Raw genomic sequence first — 17,202 nt, forward strand, 5'->3', positions numbered from 1 at the left:
CTGTCTTATTTCAGGGGGAAACCGCCTTCGGGAAGGTAGGCGTCCGTGAAATAGAGGCTGGCATCCGGCTCGTTCTGGAAGTCGTAGACCATGCCGATCTGCTTGATGGCGCTGGCCATGCGATCGTCGTCGATGCCGCCCATGCCGTTGGCGGTCGTGTAATCCGTGACGACATTGGCGTCGATCGCCAGCTGCAGGCGGCGCTGCTCGAGGGCGGCGTCGGCGGCCGGGTTGCGCTCCACCAGGGAGGGGATGACGGCTGCCGGGTCGGCGATGGCGTCCTTCCAGCCCATGGCGACCGCTTCAAGGAAGCCCTTGACGATCTCCGGGTTGGCGGCGGCGAATTCCGTGTTCACGATCACGGCGTTGCCATAGAGGTCGAGACCGTGATCGGCCATCAGGATGGTCGAGATGTCCTCTTCCGGAACGCCGAGGCGGACGAGGTTCAGGTAGGAGCTGAACGAGAAGCCGGTGATCGACGAGACATTGCCTTCGGCCAGCATCGGCTCGCGGGTTGGGAAGCCGACGGGCTCGACCTTGATGTCGTCCATGTTGATGCCGTTTTCGGCGGCAAAGATCGGGAACTGCGCCCAGGCTCCGTCCGGCGGCGGCGCGCCGAGGACCTTGCCGGCGAGGTCGCCCGGGCCTTCGACGCCCAGCGATTTCCGGCCGATGACCGCAAAGGGCGGCTTGTCGTAGATCATCATGGCCGCGATCACGGGCGCGCCCGGGTTCTGGTCAACGAACTTGATCAGGCTGTTGATGTCGGCAAAGCCGATGGGAAAGGCGCCGGTTGCCACTTTCGGAATGGCATCCAGGGACCCGGAGCCGGCGGTGATCTCGACGCTCAGGCCCTTGTCCTCGAAATGGCCGTTGTCGATTGCAGCAAAATAGGGTGCGGCAGGGCCTTCAAATTTCCAGTCGAGGGCAAAAGGGACGGCGGTCTGGGCGCTGGCGGCCGCTGTCGTTGTCCCGAGGGCCACAAACGCAGCCGCGACAATCTTGCTGTAAAACATGAACTTCTCCAGTTGCTACATCGGCGCAGCCTCATGGGCGCGCCTTTTTCGCATTGCACAGGCATGGCAAGCTAGTGAGGGAATTTCCGATTTGCAAATCTTTTTGGCAAGTATACTTTTTGTGCAGATAGGGTCGCCGGACCGTGGTGAACCAGTTGCTGACACAAGTGGCAGGGTCCGGCCGAACGGTTCAGCAGCCTGGCGAGGCTGAGCGCCGAAAAATCAATCGAACACGTATCCGATCCCCCGAACCGTGCGGATCGTTTCCGGCTTGGTCGGATTGATCTCGATCTTGCGGCGAAGCCGGGAGATGCGCAGGTCGATGGAGCGGTCGAAGGGTTCCCAGCCCTTGTCATGCGCCTGCTCCAGCAGCTGGTCCCGGTTGAGGACACGGCCGCGGTTTTCCGCAAAGACCCTGAGCAGGCTGAATTCCATGGCGGTAATGGCGATTTCGTCGCCGTCCGCGCCAAACAGCTTGGCTCCGTCGAGATCCAGCCGGCAGGGGCCGAACTGGACCGTTCCCGCTTGCCGGTCCTTGTGCTGCTGCTCGTTGTCGCTGAAGGCCTGCCGGCGCAGGGCGGCCTTGATACGCGCCTCCAGTTCGCGCAGGTCGACCGGTTTGCCGACATAGTCGTCGGCGCCCATTTCCAGGCCGACGATGCGGTCGACCACTTCGCTTGCCGCCGTCAGCATGATCACGGGCACGGTCGAGGTGGCGCGCAACTCGCGCAGGGCGGTCAGACCATCGGTTCCCGGCATGTTGACGTCGAGGATGATCAGGTTTGGCTGAAACGTCTCGAAGAGCTTCGACATTTCGGCGGCGTTCGGTGCCTCGGTGACCGCGTAGCCGCGCTCGCTCAGGTATTCGGCGACCATTTCGCGCAGGTGGGGCTCGTCGTCACACACCAGGATCTGCCTGGAAGTCCGGTTCACGGAAGGGCTTGTCATGCGTCTTGGTCTCCGCCGCTGAGCGTTTTCAGGAGGTTCGCCAGTTCCTCTTTCAGGATCGGTTTTTCGATGAAGGGGCATTCGCTTTCGGTCAGGAACCGTGTGACTGCCTTGCCCATGGAATCGCCGGTGACGAAACCGATCCGGCCGGTATAGGCGGGCTGGTGTTCCTGAAGGGTCCTGTAGAAGGCCTCTCCGTCAATGCCGGGCATCTTGAAATCGCTGAGGATCAGGTCGAAAGCCGAACGGGACAGCAGGTTCAGGGCCTCGCGCGCGTCGCCCGCCAGGGTGGCCTGACAGCCGAGATCTTCCAGGAGATCGGCGATCAGTTCGCCGACGTCGGCCTCGTCATCGACCACGAGCACCCGCTTGCGGCCAACCGTCCCGCCGGATTGCAGCGCCGCGGACGTTTCATCGGCTTCCGGTCTCGTGGCCTGCAACCTGACGAAAAAACTCGTGCCCGTACCGGGCGCGGAGGTGACTTCGAGTGTGCCGCCATGGGTATCGACGATCCTGTGACTGAAGGCGAGGCCGACGCCGGTGCCTTCGCCGACATCCTTGGTGGTGAAGAACGGCTCGAAAATGCGCGCCCTGATGTCCTCCGGGATCCCCGGTCCGTTGTCGCGGACCTCCAGAACACACTGGTCGTCATCGGCCAGGTGCCTGGACGCGATCGTCAGCATGCCCTTTTCACCAAGCCCGGCGAGGGCATGTTCGGCATTGACGATCAGGTTCGTGACAACCTGGATGAGCTGGTCGGCGTCGCCGGACACCGCCGGCTGCGTGTCGTCGAACTCCGTCACGATGCGCGTTCCGTTTGCCCTGAGACCGTAGCCGGCAACCTCGAGCGCGACGGCGGCAATTTCGTTCAGGGAACAGGGCTCGATCCTGGCAGGCCGCTGCCGCGCCATCGCCAGGAACGTCTTGACGATCCGGGCACTGCGGTCTGCGGCCTCTGCAATCCGGTCGACCCGTTTCGAAAGGACCGGATCTTCGAGCCGCCCCTCCAGCATCTGGGCATAACCGACGATGATCGAGAGCGGATTGTTGAGTTCGTGGGCGACACCGGCCAGGAGTTCTCCGAGGGCGGAGAGTTTCTCGCTCTGGTGGGCAATGTCACGCTGCTTCTGCAGCTCTTCCTGCATGGCGAGCAGGTCGGAAATGTCGCGGGTGGACGAGACGATCACGTTCTCGCCCTTGTAGTCGGTGACGCGCGCGGCCGTCAGCCCTTCCATGATCGAACCGTCGGCACGGCGGAACTGAACCCGGTAATCGTCGAGTGAGCCGGTCGGCAGCAGGGCGTTGAGATAGCGTTTGCGGTCGTCGGGCGAGAGGAAGAAGCTGAGGGTCGAGTCGATTTCGCCGAAGCGGTCGCGCGAGGCGGGCGGACAATAGATGATCTTGCCGTCCTCGATCCGCGAGACCAGGAAATTGGCCGGGCAGGCCTCGACGATCTTGCGCAGCAACAGGTCGGCCTCGCGCTGCTCCTCCTCGGCGCGGCGCTGCTCGGTGATGTCGATGAAGGAGACGAGATAGCCGTCGAGTTCGGTATGATGGGCGGACGCCAGCAGGATGCGACCGCCGCCAAGCGTGATGGTTTCCTTCTTGGCATAGTTCCGCACCAGCCGGTCGAGTTCGCTCATATAGGCGTTTTTCTCGAAGCCTTCGGGGACCAGCATGACGCCGCCGTCGATCAGCCGGTCCATCATGCCGACAAGGTTTTCCCCTTGCTCCGGCGGCTTGATCTCGCTGAAGAACATCTCGTCGTAGAGCCGGTTGCCAAGCACGAAATTCAGGTCCCTGTCGAACAGGACCAGGCCTTCATCGAGCGACTGGATGGCATCGTTGAGGGTCCGCAGGCTGCGGTTTTCCGATTCCTTCAGCGCGGTGATGTCGGTGACCACGACCACGCGGCCATTGTCCTGGGTGATCGCGCGTTCCACCAGATAGTGCCGGCCGTTCCGGAAACTGACTTCCATCGGCGTGAGTGTTTCGCGCTGGCGCCGGACAGCATCCGCGAACAGCTCAGCTGCCAGGTCGCCGACGTCGCGGCCGGCAATCGTCGCGACCTGGGGGGACAGGACCTCGATCCGCTCGGCATCGGAGAGGTTCAGGATCGTCTCGGCGGTCATGTGGAACGGGGCGGCAAAGGCATCGTTGCAATGGGTGAAACGGCCGTCCGCGCCTTCGATCGCGACCCCGACCGGCAGTCGCGCAACCGCGTCCGTGAAGAGCCGCTCCGCGCGCAACTGGTCGGTGACGTCCTCGATGGTCAGGATCCGGCCTTGCAGCGCGGTCTCATAGACATTGCCGACGATTTCCCGGCCCTGGTTGTTCGGCACCGAGAAACCCTTGGCGGCCTGACGGATCATCCTGTCCAGTTCGTCCAGTACTTCCCGGCTGGGCGTCCAGGCGGGCAGGGGAAACTGCCCGGTTGAAATGGCGCCGGCATGGATTTCACGCATCGTCCGCCCGGCCTCCAGCAGGTTGCCGTTCGGGTCGCCGATCTCCCGGAACTTGGCGTTGGCAAAGACCAGCCGTTCATCGTCGTCGACGAGCGCGATGCCGAAATCGACCGCTTCTATGGCGCCGTGGAGCAGGTCCCGGGCGCGAGCCTGGGCGGTACGCTGCTCCGTGATGTCGAGGACGGTTGCGACGATGCCGCCCTCCGCGAGGCGCGCCAGAGTGATTTCCCGCTGGGTGCCGTCGGCGACCCTGATCTCGACCTTGAGCGTGCCGGCAGCCTCCAGAGCATCGAGAAGATCGGAGAGCCCGCCCTCCGGTCCCCGGACAATCGTTATGTGTCCGCTGCCGACGGCGGCGCCGATGATGTCCAGCATCGGTGTCCCGGGCACCAGAAGGTGCCGATGCGGGCCCAGCATGTCCGCGTAGCGGCTGTTCGCGAAGATCAGTTTCCTGTCCTGATCGTAGAGCACGAAGCCCTCGCGCAGCCCATCGACGGCCTCCTCCAGGAGCTTCCGTCTGGTCCGGTCGTCGTCCGCGCCAACCGCACCGCTGTCCCCCTGCTGCAACATCCGATCCCAATCCGTCCTGCCTGCGTGGCTGTTTAGACAGCCCGCATCCCTGCCTACACGGCCGGTTTTTCAGTTTGGCCTTGGCGAATGTATCAATTGTGTCAAGGCGCGTGTAGCGCCAGAGCCTGTCGGCACCGGCGTGACGTATCCCGGCCGAACCGGGAAGGACGGACGAAGAAAATCAGACCGGTGCGGCGAGAAGGCTCTCCAAGAGATCCGGCAAATCCCTGAAATCCTGAAAGCTGACAGTGTGCGGCAGCTCGGAGACCTGGCGTTTCCGGTACCCCTCGGTGAACAGGGCGAAGGGCACGCCTGCTTTCCGTGCGGTTTCTGCATCGACCTCGCTGTCGCCGACATAGACCACCGGGCCGTCACCCAGGCGATCCCGAAGGACGTTCAGGCCTTCCGGGTCGGGTTTGCGGGAGGACAGGCTGTCGCCGCCGACAAGATCGTCGAAGAAATGTGCCAGGCCGAGATCCTGCAGGATCGCTTGCGCCGGTGCTTCCGGCTTGTTTGTGCAGACTGCAAGCCTGTGGCCTGACTGTTTCAACGTGCTGAGGCTGTCCCGGACATTCGGATACGGCACGGTCAGGTCGGTGGCATGCGCCTGGTAATCGGCGAGGAAGCCGGCAACGAGACGGTCGCGGTCGTCCGGGTTCAGGGCCGTTGCCGCGATGATGCGGTCGACCAGCACCGGAATGCCGTTGCCGATGAAGGAGCGGATCGTTTCAGGCGGCAGTTCGGGCAGGCCTTCGGCGGCGAGCATCCGGGACGCAGCAGCATGGAGATCCGGCGCGCTGTCGATCAGCGTGCCGTCCAGGTCAAAAATCAGGATCGGTGTCATGCGGCCTTCCACTTGATGGAACAGCCCATGGACGGGATCTGGTCTTCCGGACCCTTGCCGGTTTCGGCCACCTGACGCATGGCTTCATAAAGATCGCGTCGGAGGTCCGGAGGACCGCTTTGCTTGCGCGAGGCGTCCAGGCGGCCGCGATACTGAAGCTCCAGAGCGGCATTGAAACCGAAGAAGTCAGGTGTGCAGACGGCGTCATAGGCCCGGGCGACCGACTGGTCCTCGTCAAAGAGATAGGGGAAGGGAAAATTCTCCTTCTCCGCAAGCTCGGTCATCTTCTCGAAACTGTCCTGCGGATAGGCTTCGGTGTCATTGGCGCTGATGGCGGCAACGCCGATGCCGAGCGCAGCAAGGTCACGGGCATCGCGCAGGATCCGGTCCCTGACCGCGACCACATAGGGGCAGTGGTTGCAGATGAACATGATCAGGGTGCCCTTCGGACCGGCAATGTCGGTCAGGCTGTAGGTCCTGCCGTCGGTGGCGGGCAGTTCGAAGGACGGGGCTTTCCAGCCGAAATCGCAAACGGGTGGGGTGGCGGCCATGGGGGATCCCTCCTGTGCAAGGTCCGGTGCCGGACAGGTGACTCGGCGCGATCATAGCGAACTGGCGCACCCGGCGCACCTGGTGTGGCCGATCTCTCAGGCAGCCTGGTAGAGGGCCGCGTTTGCGGACTCGCGAATGGCGCGCATGTTTGCGCCATATCTGTCCGGGGTTTCCACGGACCCGCCGCGGAAGACGGCGGAACCGGCGACCAGCACATCCGCACCGGCTTCGGCCACAAGCGGCGCGGTGGCCGGATCGACGCCGCCGTCGACCTCGATATGGACCGGCCGGTCGCCGATCAGCGCGCGCAGCCGCCGGATCTGGTCGAGCTGGCTGGAGATGAAGGACTGACCGCCAAAGCCGGGATTGACCGTCATGACGCAGATCAGATCGGTCAGGTCCAGAAGCGGGGCGGCGGCCTCCACCGGCGTTCCGGGGTTCAGTGCCAGGCCCGCCTTCCTGCCTGTTGCACGGATCGCCTGCAACGTCCGGTGGGGATGGCTGCCGGCTTCGAGATGCGCCGTGATGACGTCGGCGCCCACCTCGGCAAAGGCCTCGATATAAGGATCGACGGGGGCAATCATCAAATGCACGTCCATGACCGTGGAAATATGCGGCCGGATCGCCTTGCACAGCTGTGGTCCAAAGGTGAGGTTGGGCACGAAATGCCCGTCCATCACGTCGACATGCACCCAGTCGCACCCCTGGTCCTCGATTGCCGCGATTTCCCGGCCGAAATCGGCAAAGTCCGCGGACAGGATCGACGGGGCGATCTTGATGGATCGGCTAAAGGTCATCTGGTTTCACCGTATTGAAATGGAAAGGGGATCATTCGGCTGCGTCCCGTCGAACGGGACGGTCCGCGTCAAGGCCGCCGCGGAAGACACGGCTGGCCCGGATGTCGGCTTCGCGGATGGTTGAGAGCGCAGTCGCATCGACCGGACCAGCGGCTTCGCTGAAGAGGCGGTTGGCCTGGCGCAGACGCGCCCGGTCGAGGGCGTTGCGGATCGAGCGGGCATTGGCGAAATGCGCCTGCGCCCTGCGCGCCGGGATGTAGTCCGCCATGGCCCGGCGCGCGTCGTCATCGAACCGGTAGTTCTGCTCGGCCAGCATGCCCTCGGAGATCTTCAAGAGCTCTTCGTCCGAATAGTCCGGAAAGTCGATATGATGGGCGATCCGGGAGCGGAAGCCGGGATTGGATTCAAAGAAACGGTCCATCCGGTCGCCGTATCCGGCCAGGATCACGACAAGGTCGTCGCGGTTGTTCTCCATGACCTGCAGCAGGATCTCGATCGCTTCCTGGCCATAGTCGCGTTCGTTCTCGGGGCGGTAGAGATAATAGGCCTCGTCGATGAACAGCACACCGCCCATGGCTTTCTTGAGGATTTCCTTGGTCTTGGGCGCCGTGTGGCCGATATATTGGCCGACAAGATCGTCGCGGGTCACGGTCACCAGGTGACCCTTGCGCACATAGCCGAGCCGGTGCAGGAGGTCGGCCATCTTGAGCGCAACCGTGGTCTTTCCGGTGCCCGGATTTCCGGTGAAGCTCATGTGCAGGGTCGGCGTCTCGGTCGCCAGTCCCAACTGCCGCCTGGCCTGGTCGACCAGCAGCAGCGCCGCCGTTTCGCGGATGCGCTGCTTGACCGGTTCGAGCCCGATCAGGGTGTCGTCGAGCTCCTGCAGGATGTCGCGGACACCGCTTTCCTCATAGGCGGCGGCAAGGTCGATTTCGGTCGGCGGCGTGGTTTCATCAACGGACATGGGGACTGCTCCGGTAAAAAGGCGGGCCGCCGGGTGGAGGAAGTCGGGATTCGGCGGCCCGCAGTGGACGGCTTATGCGTAGCGGCGGCCTTCGGGCTCGCGAACGGCATAGCTTTCCACGGTGTAGCGGATGATCCGGCCTTCGCCTTCCTGGCGGACAACGCGGAAACCGGGTTCGTCCGACGGCCGGTTGACGATGAAGCTCAGCCGGATCGACTCCCATCCGGCGCTGCTGTCGAAGGCGATCACCCGGATATATTTGCCGCCGTGCTCCTTGCGGCACTCATTGACCTCGAACACCACGGCGGCGGCATCCGGATTGTCGAACATCGGGTGGCCCCACATTTCCCAATAGGTGTTCCGGGGATGCGGGTCGTCAGTGTATTCGACCGACACGGCCCAGCCGTTGTCGATGGCATATTGAGCCTGGTCCCGGATCTGGTCGTCGGTGAGATCCGGCAGGTAGCTGAACTGGCCCTGTCTGAGACGCATGGGATTGCTCCTTTTCGCAAGTTTGGGTCGCCGCTTGAGCGGCGGTGAAACGGGATGACCTACAGGGACACTTCCGGCGTCGGCGCATAGTCGGGCGCATCCGTCGAGGTGTAGTCGAAGGTGACGTCCTTCCAGGTCTCCAGTGCCTGTTTCAGCGGGGTGCAGGTCTCGGCCGCGTCCCGCAGGATATCCGGGCCCTCGTTCCAGATGTCGCGGCCGGCATTGCGGGCGTAGACCATGGCTTCCAGGGCCACGCGGTTGGCGGTGGCGCCCGCCTCGATGCCGTGCGGGTGGCCGATTGTGCCGCCGCCGAACTGAAGCACGACGTCCTCGCCGAGATAGGTCAGCAACTGGTGCATCTGGCCGGCATGGATGCCGCCCGAGGCCACCGGCATCATCTTGTTGAGCGAGGCCCAGTCCTGGTCGAAGAAGATGCCGTTTTCCAGCGCCATCGGATTGTATTCTTCGCGGAAGATGTCGTAGTAGCCCTTCGTGGTCGCCGGATCGCCTTCCAGCTTGCCGACGACGGTTCCTGCGTGAAGGTGGTCGACACCTGCAAGGCGCATCCACTTTGCGATCACGCGGAAGCTGACCCCGTGGCTGCGCTGGCGGGTATAGGTCGAGTGACCGGCACGGTGCAGGTGCAGGATCATGTCGTTGTCGCGGGCCCACTTGGCCATGGACTGGATCGCCGTGTAACCGATCACGAGATCGATCATGATGACAACCGAGCCGAGTGACTTGGCGAATTCGGCGCGGGCGTACATCTCCTCCATCGTGCCGGCGGTGACGTTGAGATAGGTGCCCTTGACCTCGCCGGTCGCCGCAGACGCGCGGGTGACGGCTTCCATGCAGTAGAGGAAGCGGTCGCGCCAGTGCATGAAGGGCTGGCTGTTGATGTTCTCGTCATCCTTGGTGAAATCGAGCCCGCCCTTGAGGGCCTCGTAGACGACCCGGCCGTAGTTGCGGCCGGACAGGCCGAGCTTCGGCTTGACGGTCGCCCCGAGCAGCGGCCGGCCGTAGCAGTTGAGCCGTTCGCGCTCGACGACAATGCCGGTGGCAGGACCCTGGAAGGTCTTCACATAGGCGGTCGGCAGGCGCATGTCCTCCAGGCGGAGGGCCTTGAGCGGCTTGAAGCCGAAGACATTGCCGATGATCGAGGCCGTGAGGTTGGCGATTGAGCCCGGCTCGAACAGGTCGAGGTCATAGGCGATATAGGCAAAGAACTCGCCGGGGCTGTTCGGGACCGGATCGACCCGGTAGGCCTTGGCGCGGTATTTCTCGCAGGCCGTCAGCCGGTCGGTCCACACGACCGTCCAGGTCGCCGTCGAGCTTTCGCCGGCAACGGCGGCAGCTGCTTCCACCTCGTCGACGCCGTCCTGCGGCGTGATCCGGAACAGGGCGATCACGTCCGTGTCCTTCGGCGTGTAGTCGGGTTCCCAGTAGCCCATCTGGGCGTATTTCATGACACCGGCGGAATATCTCTTCTTGGCATCGGTGACCGTCTTGACCTTGTCGAGCATGATGAAGGTTCCTCTTCTTTGAAAATGTCAGGCCGCCCGCGAGGTGGCGATCTGCGGATCGAGCGCGCCCGAGGCGTAACGGGCGGCCATGTCGTCGAGGGAGACCGGCCGGATCCTGCCGGCCTGGCCGGCGGTGCCGAAGCGTTCGAAGCGATCGCGGCAGAGCGTCTCCAGCTCGTCCATCGCCGGGATCATGAACTTGCGCGGGTCGAATTCCGCCGGCTTGTCACGGGCGAGCTTGCGGAACTGCCCGGTCATGGCCATGCGGCAGTCGGTGTCGATGTTGACCTTGCGCACGCCCATCTGGATGCCGCGCTCGATCTCCTCGACCGGTACGCCATAGGTCTGGGGCATTTCGCCGCCGTTTTCGTTGATGAGATCCTGCAGGTATTGCGGCACGGAACTTGAGCCGTGCATCACCAGGTGGGTCGAGGGCAGGTTCCGGTGGATCGCCTCGATGGTGGCCATCGACAGGATGTCGCCATCGGGCTTGCGGGAGAACTTGTAGGCGCCGTGGCTGGTGCCGCAGGCAATCGCCAGCGCGTCGCATTTGGTGGCGAGCACGAAGTCGACCGCCTGGTCCGGATCGGTCAGGAGCTGATCCTGGCTGAGCTTGCCTTCCGCGCCCGAACCGTCTTCCTCGCCGGCCTCGCCGGTTTCCAGCGATCCGAGCACGCCGAGTTCGCCTTCCACGGAGGCGCCGACCGCGTGGGCGGCCTGCGTCACGCGGCGGGTGATCCCGACATTGTAGTCGTAGCTCGCCGGGGTCTTCATGTCCTCTTCCAGCGAGCCGTCCATCATCACAGAGGTGAAGCCGTGGCGGATGGCGGAAAGGCAGGTGGCTTCGTTGTTGCCGTGGTCCTGGTGCATCACGATGGGGATGTCCGGATGCATCTCGGCGAGGGCGGCGACCATGTTGCGCAGCATGATGTCGCCGGCATAGGAGCGGGCGCCGCGGCTCGCCTGCAGGATCACGGGCGCGTCGCAGCCGGCCGCCGCGCGCAGGATCGCCAGGCCCTGTTCCATGTTGTTGATGTTGAACGCCGGCACGCCGTAGCCGTGTTCGGCGGCGTGATCGAGGAGTTGCCGGAGAGTGATGAGTGCCATGGTGGTCTCCCGAAGGTTAGAGCAGTGTCTTCGCGGCATTGGCAACCGCGGCCGGGGTGATGCCGAAATGGTCATAGAGGTCGGGGGCAGGGGCCGAGGCGCCGAAGCCGGTCATCCCGACAAAGGCGCCGTCGGAGCCGATCAGCGCATCCCAGCCCTGGCGGACCGCAGCTTCGACACCGACACGGGGCACCGTTCCGAGCACCGCGGCGCGGTAGGCCCGGTCCTGTTTGGCGAAGAGTTCGAAGGACGGCGCGGAGACGACGGCGGCCTTGATGCCGTTCACCGCCAGGAGGTCCGCGGCGGCGAGCGCGATCTCGACTTCCGAGCCGGTCGCGATCAGCGTGACGTGACGGTCTCCGTCCGGTTCCTTCAGCACATAGGCGCCGCGGCGGGTCCTGTTCTCGATCGTGTGCTCGGTGCGCAGGGTCGGAAGTCCCTGGCGGGACAGGCACAGCACGGTCGGCGTCGTCCGCGAGGTGCCCGCGATTTCCCAGGCTTCGGCGGTCTCGACCGCGTCGGCGGGGCGCAGGACCGTGAGGTTGGGCATGGCGCGAAGCGATGCCAGGGTCTCGACAGGCTGGTGGGTCGGACCGTCCTCGCCAAGACCGATGCTGTCATGGGTCATGACATAGGCAACGGGTACGCCCATGAGGGCGGAGAGCCGGATGGCCGGGCGGCAATAGTCGGCAAAGGCGAGAAAGGTGCCGCCATAGGCAAAGAACCCGCCATGGAGGGCGATGCCGTTCATGGCCGCCGCCATGCCGTGTTCGCGGATACCGTAATGCAGGTAGCTGCCGCGATAATTGTCCCGGGAAACGGCGCGCATGCCGCCGGTCCGCGTGTTGTTGGAGCCGGTCAAGTCGGCCGAGCCGCCAATCGCATTCGGCAAGGCTGCCGCGACGACTTCCAGTGCCAGTTCGGAAGCCTTGCGGGTGGCCAGCTTCGGCGCCTCGGCGCTCAGCTTTTCCTTGTGCGCGGCGATGGCCGCGGCAAGTGCCCCGGTGTCGGGCCCGGCTAGGGCGGTGTCGAAACCCTGTTTCAGGGGATGGTCCTGTTTGCGGGCTTCCCAGGCAAGACGCGCCTTGCGGCCCCGGTCCGCGACATCCTCCCAGGCCTGTTTGATCGGGGCCGGGATCTCGAATGCGGGTGCTGCCCAGTCCAGGGCAGTCCGGGCGGCGGCAATCTCCTCGGCACCGAGCGGTGCGCCATGGACCTTGTGGCTGCCTGCCTTGGTCGGGGCACCTTTGCCGATCACCGTGCGACAGGCGATCATCGAGGGACGGCCGGTTTCCTCCCGGGCCGTGGCGATGGCGTTCGCGATCGCCTCGGCGTCGTGGCCGTCGACGCTCAGGACGTGCCAGCCGGCAGCCTCGAAACGCCGGGCCTGGTCCATCGAGGTCGACAGGTTCGTCGGACCGTCGATGGTGATGCGGTTGTCGTCCCAGAGGACGATCAGGCGGCCAAGACCGAGATGGCCGGCCAGGTCGACGGCCTCGTGGCTGATGCCTTCCATCAGGCAGCCGTCGCCGGCGAGCACATAGGTGTAATGATCGACGAGGTCATCGCCGAAACGGGCATTCATCATGCGTTCGGCGAGCGCCATGCCGACGGCGGTGGCGATGCCCTGGCCGAGCGGACCGGTGGTGGTCTCGATGCCCTTGGCATGGCCGTATTCGGGATGGCCGGCCGTGCGCGCGCCGAGCTGGCGAAAGGATTTCAGCTGGCCGGCATCCATGTCGTCATAACCGAGCAGGTGATGGATCGCGTAGACAAGCATGGAGGCATGACCGGCACTGAGGACGAAACGGTCGCGGTCGGGCCATGCCGGATCGGACGGGTCGATCTTCATGAAACGGCTGAACAGCACCGTGGCGACATCGGCGAGGCCCATGGGAGCACCCGGATGACCGGAATTGGCCGCCTCGACCGCGTCCATGGCCAGGACGCGAATGGCATTGGCCATCAGGGCTTCGCTGGTCTGCGTCGGGGTATGGACGTTCATGGCAAGCTCCTTCAGGCGCGTTTGGATTCGTTGACCAGGCGCAGGATCATCGGGGTGAAGATCAGCTGCATCGCCAGGTCCATCTTGCCGCCGGGGATGACGATGGAATTGGCACGGGTCATCCAGCTGTCGTGGATCATGGTCCGGAGATAGGCGAAGTCGATGCCGCGCGGATTCTTGAAGCGGATGACGACCAGGCTCTCGTCCGGGGTCGGAATCCAGCGGGCAATGAAGGGGTTGGAGGTGTCCACCACGGGCACGCGCTGGAAATTGATGTCCGTCTCGGTGAATTGCGGACAGATGCAATGCACATAGGCGTGCATGCGGCGCAGGATCGTGTCGGTTACGGCTTCGGTCGAATAGCCACGCCGGTCCTTGTCCCGGTGGATCTTCTGGATCCATTCCAGGTTGATCACCGGGACCACGCCGATCTTCAGGTCCGCCAGGGACGACAGGTTGACGGTGTCATTGACGACGGCACCGTGCAGGCCCTCGTAGAAGAGCAGGTCCGACCCTTTTTCCAGAGGCGCCCAGTCGGTGAAGCTGCCGGGTGCGGCGCCGTAGCGTTCGGCCTCTTCCTCGTCGTGAACATAGTGCCGGGTCTCACCCCCGCCGGTCTCGCCATAGGTGCGGAAAACCTCTTCCAGCTTTTCCAGCTCGTTGGCGTCGTAGCTGAAATGGCTGAAGGTCTCGTCGCCGGCACTCTTGCGGGTGTCCAGTTCCTGTTTCATCTGGGTCCGGTCGTAGCGGTGAAACGCGTCCCCCTCGATCGAGACGGTGCGGATGCCTTCCCGCCGGAAGATCTGGTCGAAGGTGCTCTTGACCGTCGTCGTGCCCGCACCCGAGGAGCCGGTCACCGAGATGATCGGATGTTTCTTGGACATGGTTATCCTTCAAAATCTTGTTGCGCCCGGAGGCGTGGATGTCAGCCGCGGAACAGGCCGCGGGTGCCGAACAGGGCAGAGACTTCCTGGTCGGGCAGGTCGTGATAGGCGGTGACACGGTCGACCTTGTCGACCGATCCGAAGACAAACGGCGTGCGCTGGTGGAGCGTTTCAGCCGCCTGGTCGAGCAGGCGGTCGGTTCCGGTGGTTGCCCTGCCGCCGGCCTGTTCGACGAGAAAGGCGATCGGCGCGCATTCGTAGACGCTGCGCAGGCGGCCTTTCTCGTAGCCGGCCCGGCTGTCCGCCGGATAGAGGAAGATGCCACCCCGGTTCAGGATCCGGTGGGTCTCGGCCACAAGAGAGGCCACCCAGCGCATGTTGAAGTTCTTGTCACGCGGGCCTTCGGCGCCTGCCAGGCAATCGTCGATATAGGCACGGACCGGCTTGGACCAGTGGCGGTAGTTCGACGCGTTGATGGCGAATTCGCTGGCGGTCGCGGGGATGACGAGACGGTCGTTGGCCAGTTTGAACTGCCGGTCGATGGGGTCGAGCACATAATGCTGCACGCCTTCGCCGAAGGTCAGGATAAGCGCGGTCTGCGGACCGTAGATGAAATAGCCTGCCGCCAGCTGTTCGCTCGCGGGGCGCAGGAACGAGGCTTCCGCGTCATCCGTTGCCTGGAAAACGGAAAAAATGGTGCCGATCGACACGTTGGCGTCGATGTTGGATGAGCCGTCGAGTGGATCGATGGCAAGCGCGAAGCGGCCGCCGGGTGCCCGTTCCTGGATGTCGTCGCGCTCTTCCGAGGCGTACCAGCGGACATCGCAATTCGACAGGGCGTCGAAAAAGGCCGTGTCTGCCTCGACATCGAGGGCCTTCTGGGTATCGCCGTCCGTGTTCTGACCGACCTCTCGGCCGAGGCCGCCGGTCAGGGGACCCATGGCAATGGTTCGCGATAGGCTCTCCGCGACCTGGCAAAGGCCGTCGATCAGCGCGAAACCATCCGATGGGATTCGGTCCGGTTCGATTGCCGGGCGTGTCGCTTTCATCAAGGCCTCCCGTCCTTGTGGGCTCGCCTTGATATTCACGGTTCTGGCTGTAAACTGAATTTAAAACTTCATAACCTGAATTAAAGAAAATTAAATGACGCCAATAAACACGATCACGTTCAAGCAATTACGGGCCCTGGCCGCCGTGGTGAAGACCGGCGGCATCAGCGGCTCTGCGGAGATTCTGGGGCTGACGCCGCCCGCGGTGCACACCCAGCTCAGGGTTCTTGAGGAAAATTTCGGCTGTGCGCTCGTCAACCGGACCAGGGCCGGCAGCTTCGAGGCGACACCGGCGGGCAACGCGCTTCTGGAGGCCTACGAAACCTCCCTGTCGGCACTGGGCAAGGCGATCGGCAGCATCGATGCCATGAAGAAAGGCCGGGCCGGGCGCGTGGTGCTGGGTGTGGTCAGCACGGGCAAGTATTTTGCGCCGTCGATCGTCGCGCAGTTGAAACGGGACTATCCCGACATCGAGGTGGTGCTGCAGGTGGGCAACCGGGACCGGACCATTTCGGATCTCGGCTCCGGCAAGATCGATTTGGCGATCATGGGCAGGCCGCCGCGCCAGCCCGAGGTGACCGCCTACAATATCGGCGATCATCCCCATATCCTGATTGCAAACCCTGCGCATCCGCTGGTCACGGGCGGCAAAGTGGACAAGGCGGATATCCTGAGGGAGAACTTCATCATGCGTGAACCCGGCTCGGGGACGCGGATCCTGTCCATGCGTTTCCTGGACCAGCTCAGCGAGGGCCAGACCTTCACCTTCACGGAGATGGAATCGAACGAGTCGATCAAGCAGGCCGTGATTGCAGGGCTTGGTATTGCGCTGATTTCCGCACATACCGTGATCGAGGAACTGAAGTCGGGTCGCCTGGCCATTTTGAGGGCCGCGCCCCTGCCGATCATCCGGCACTGGTTCGTGCTGCATCGGGCCGACCTCACTCCGGATCCCGCGATGCAGAAGGTGCTGGACTATATCCGCGGCAATGGCGAGGCCCTTCTGGCGGAAGGCGAAATTTCCTCCCTGCTGGCAGCCGGGTGATCCCGGGAACGGGTGCCCCGCTCGCGGTGCGGAACCTGATCGACCGTGCCTGGCACGGGCGGCGATTGCCTGACCGCGTCTCCTTTGCAATCATCCCGAAGCCCTGGCGCGCCCGCTCCGGGTCCTTTGCACCAGCCGGCCGCGAAAAATCGCGTCCTGTCTCCAGACACGGGTTTTTCGTCCGCAATGCCTCATCTTTTTCTCAACCGGCCCAGAAATTTCGACCTGACGGCCAAACCTGCGACAAGGGGCAAGGAACTCCTCTGGGAGAGCGTCAACGCTGCCTTTTACAAGATCGGCGGTTTGATCTTCATCTTCGGCAGCGTGCTCTTTTTTCCTGCCTTCGAGGCCTATGAGGATGTCGGTGCCTGGTTGTTCGTCGTCGGGTCGCTGTTCTACCTGCTGGTGACCGGGCATGACCTTATCGAAGTGATCAATGCGCGGCGTCGCCGGTCCGGTCCGCCGGGCTTGTGGGACCGGCTCGAGGCCGCTGCCGCGCTGACCTATGTCGGGGGGACACTTCTGTTCATCGTCGGCAGCCTGTGTTTTCTCAAGCGGTTTGGTGCGGAGGAGGCCGGAGCCACCTGCTTTGTCGTCGGCAGTCTCCTGTTTGTCGCCGGTGCGGTCGTGAACGTGCTCCAGATCGTGACCGCCGGCAGCCTGATCAAGCTGCAGCTGATGAACCTGACGGCGATTTCCTTCGTGACGGGGTCGGTCCTGTTTGCCGTTGCCTCGGTACCGTATCTCTGGACGGTGAAGAACAGCGCGGACGCCCGGGAACTCTATGCCTATCTGGCACTTCTTTACGTCATCGGCAGCGTGCTGTTCCTGCTCGGAGGCATCTTCAACTACTGGCGTGCCCTGCTTGTCATCCGGGGCGTCAGCCGCTTGCGTGACCTGCTCCGTGCGAGCAGGTGAAGCCTGTCTGCCCGCCTGGCTGC

15 protein-coding genes are annotated in these 17,202 nt (G+C 63.8%); 2 read left to right on the forward strand and 13 right to left on the reverse strand.

Annotated elements, in window-relative coordinates; translation table 11 throughout:
* Nucleotides 1-5: 5 nt before the first annotated feature.
* The 13 genes from O6760_RS14075 to O6760_RS14135 all read right to left on the reverse strand — a co-directional run bounded on the left by O6760_RS14075 (nt 6) and on the right by O6760_RS14135 (nt 15,216).
* On the reverse strand, nt 6-1,016 hold the full coding sequence (locus O6760_RS14075) for an ABC transporter substrate-binding protein (protein ID WP_269585989.1): 1,011 nt from the start codon (nt 1,014-1,016) through the stop codon (nt 6-8).
* 222 nt (nt 1,017-1,238) lie between these two features.
* Nucleotides 1,239-1,964 carry a response regulator gene (locus O6760_RS14080; RefSeq protein WP_269585990.1) on the reverse strand — a complete coding sequence of 242 codons (726 nt, stop codon included), beginning with the start codon at nt 1,962-1,964 and terminating at the stop codon, nt 1,239-1,241.
* Nucleotides 1,961-4,999 carry a PAS-domain containing protein gene (locus O6760_RS14085; RefSeq protein WP_269585991.1) on the reverse strand — a complete coding sequence of 1,013 codons (3,039 nt, stop codon included), beginning with the start codon at nt 4,997-4,999 and terminating at the stop codon, nt 1,961-1,963. The genes O6760_RS14080 and O6760_RS14085 overlap by 4 nt, the downstream gene beginning before the upstream one ends.
* Before the next feature lie 181 nt (nt 5,000-5,180).
* Nucleotides 5,181-5,843, reverse strand: coding sequence for a phosphoglycolate phosphatase (gene gph, locus O6760_RS14090; RefSeq protein ID WP_269585992.1), 663 nt, complete (start codon nt 5,841-5,843; stop codon nt 5,181-5,183).
* The gene (locus tag O6760_RS14095) at nt 5,840-6,394 is read right to left on the reverse strand and encodes a thioredoxin family protein (protein WP_269585993.1); all 555 of its coding nucleotides are present in this window, start codon (nt 6,392-6,394) and stop codon (nt 5,840-5,842) included. Before O6760_RS14095 ends, gph begins: the two co-directional genes overlap by 4 nt.
* A gap of 96 nt (nt 6,395-6,490) precedes the next feature.
* Nucleotides 6,491-7,192 (reverse strand): ribulose-phosphate 3-epimerase, encoded by a 702-nt coding sequence (rpe, locus tag O6760_RS14100; protein WP_269585994.1) that lies wholly within the window; start codon nt 7,190-7,192, stop codon nt 6,491-6,493.
* A gap of 31 nt (nt 7,193-7,223) precedes the next feature.
* Nucleotides 7,224-8,156 (reverse strand): CbbX protein, encoded by a 933-nt coding sequence (gene cbbX, locus O6760_RS14105; protein WP_269585995.1) that lies wholly within the window; start codon nt 8,154-8,156, stop codon nt 7,224-7,226.
* Between the two features lie 72 nt (nt 8,157-8,228).
* Nucleotides 8,229-8,648 (reverse strand): ribulose bisphosphate carboxylase small subunit, encoded by a 420-nt coding sequence (locus tag O6760_RS14110; RefSeq protein ID WP_269585996.1) that lies wholly within the window; start codon nt 8,646-8,648, stop codon nt 8,229-8,231.
* Between the two features lie 59 nt (nt 8,649-8,707).
* Nucleotides 8,708-10,171 carry a form I ribulose bisphosphate carboxylase large subunit gene (locus O6760_RS14115; protein WP_269585997.1) on the reverse strand — a complete coding sequence of 488 codons (1,464 nt, stop codon included), beginning with the start codon at nt 10,169-10,171 and terminating at the stop codon, nt 8,708-8,710.
* Between the two features lie 27 nt (nt 10,172-10,198).
* Nucleotides 10,199-11,278, reverse strand: a complete 1,080-nt coding sequence (fba, locus tag O6760_RS14120; protein ID WP_269585998.1) for a class II fructose-bisphosphate aldolase — start codon at nt 11,276-11,278, stop codon at nt 10,199-10,201.
* Between the two features lie 16 nt (nt 11,279-11,294).
* The gene (gene tkt / locus O6760_RS14125; RefSeq protein WP_269585999.1) at nt 11,295-13,283 is read right to left on the reverse strand and encodes a transketolase; all 1,989 of its coding nucleotides are present in this window, start codon (nt 13,281-13,283) and stop codon (nt 11,295-11,297) included.
* Nucleotides 13,284-13,294: 11 nt separating this feature from the next.
* Nucleotides 13,295-14,167 carry a phosphoribulokinase gene (locus O6760_RS14130; RefSeq protein ID WP_269586000.1) on the reverse strand — a complete coding sequence of 291 codons (873 nt, stop codon included), beginning with the start codon at nt 14,165-14,167 and terminating at the stop codon, nt 13,295-13,297.
* Between the two features lie 41 nt (nt 14,168-14,208).
* A complete protein-coding gene (locus tag O6760_RS14135) occupies nt 14,209-15,216 on the reverse strand; it encodes a class 1 fructose-bisphosphatase (protein WP_269586001.1) in 1,008 nt (335 codons plus the stop codon).
* A 94-nt stretch (nt 15,217-15,310) separates the two neighbouring features.
* Here O6760_RS14135 and O6760_RS14140 point away from each other — a divergent pair, with 94 nt between their 5' ends.
* Nucleotides 15,311-16,261, forward strand: a complete 951-nt coding sequence (locus O6760_RS14140) for a LysR family transcriptional regulator (RefSeq protein ID WP_269586002.1) — start codon at nt 15,311-15,313, stop codon at nt 16,259-16,261.
* A 186-nt stretch (nt 16,262-16,447) separates the two neighbouring features.
* Entirely contained in the window at nt 16,448-17,179 is a 732-nt protein-coding gene (locus O6760_RS14145) for a YrhK family protein (RefSeq protein WP_269586003.1), read from the forward strand.
* The last annotated feature ends 23 nt before the right edge of the window (nt 17,180-17,202 follow it).

The organism is Roseibium sp. Sym1 (genome assembly GCF_027359675.1).
Taxonomy (GTDB): Bacteria; Pseudomonadota; Alphaproteobacteria; order Rhizobiales; family Stappiaceae; genus Roseibium.

Bases quoted from the DNA above. Each gene is read 5' to 3' on its own strand.
- O6760_RS14085 (WP_269585991.1), bottom strand. From the start codon at position 4,999: ATGTTGCAGCAGGGGGACAGCGGTGCGGTTGGCGCGGACGACGACCGG.
- O6760_RS14145 (WP_269586003.1), top strand. From the start codon at position 16,448: ATGCCTCATCTTTTTCTCAACCGGCCCAGAAATTTCGACCTGACGGCC.
- O6760_RS14075 (WP_269585989.1), bottom strand. From the start codon at position 1,016: ATGTTTTACAGCAAGATTGTCGCGGCTGCGTTTGTGGCCCTCGGGACA.
- O6760_RS14080 (WP_269585990.1), bottom strand. From the start codon at position 1,964: ATGACAAGCCCTTCCGTGAACCGGACTTCCAGGCAGATCCTGGTGTGT.
- O6760_RS14130 (WP_269586000.1), bottom strand. From the start codon at position 14,167: ATGTCCAAGAAACATCCGATCATCTCGGTGACCGGCTCCTCGGGTGCG.
- O6760_RS14135 (WP_269586001.1), bottom strand. From the start codon at position 15,216: ATGAAAGCGACACGCCCGGCAATCGAACCGGACCGAATCCCATCGGAT.
- O6760_RS14140 (WP_269586002.1), top strand. From the start codon at position 15,311: ATGACGCCAATAAACACGATCACGTTCAAGCAATTACGGGCCCTGGCC.
- tkt (WP_269585999.1), bottom strand. From the start codon at position 13,283: ATGAACGTCCATACCCCGACGCAGACCAGCGAAGCCCTGATGGCCAAT.
- fba (WP_269585998.1), bottom strand. From the start codon at position 11,278: ATGGCACTCATCACTCTCCGGCAACTCCTCGATCACGCCGCCGAACAC.
- rpe (WP_269585994.1), bottom strand. From the start codon at position 7,192: ATGACCTTTAGCCGATCCATCAAGATCGCCCCGTCGATCCTGTCCGCG.
- cbbX (WP_269585995.1), bottom strand. From the start codon at position 8,156: ATGTCCGTTGATGAAACCACGCCGCCGACCGAAATCGACCTTGCCGCC.
- gph (WP_269585992.1), bottom strand. From the start codon at position 5,843: ATGACACCGATCCTGATTTTTGACCTGGACGGCACGCTGATCGACAGC.
- O6760_RS14115 (WP_269585997.1), bottom strand. From the start codon at position 10,171: ATGCTCGACAAGGTCAAGACGGTCACCGATGCCAAGAAGAGATATTCC.
- O6760_RS14095 (WP_269585993.1), bottom strand. From the start codon at position 6,394: ATGGCCGCCACCCCACCCGTTTGCGATTTCGGCTGGAAAGCCCCGTCC.
- O6760_RS14110 (WP_269585996.1), bottom strand. From the start codon at position 8,648: ATGCGTCTCAGACAGGGCCAGTTCAGCTACCTGCCGGATCTCACCGAC.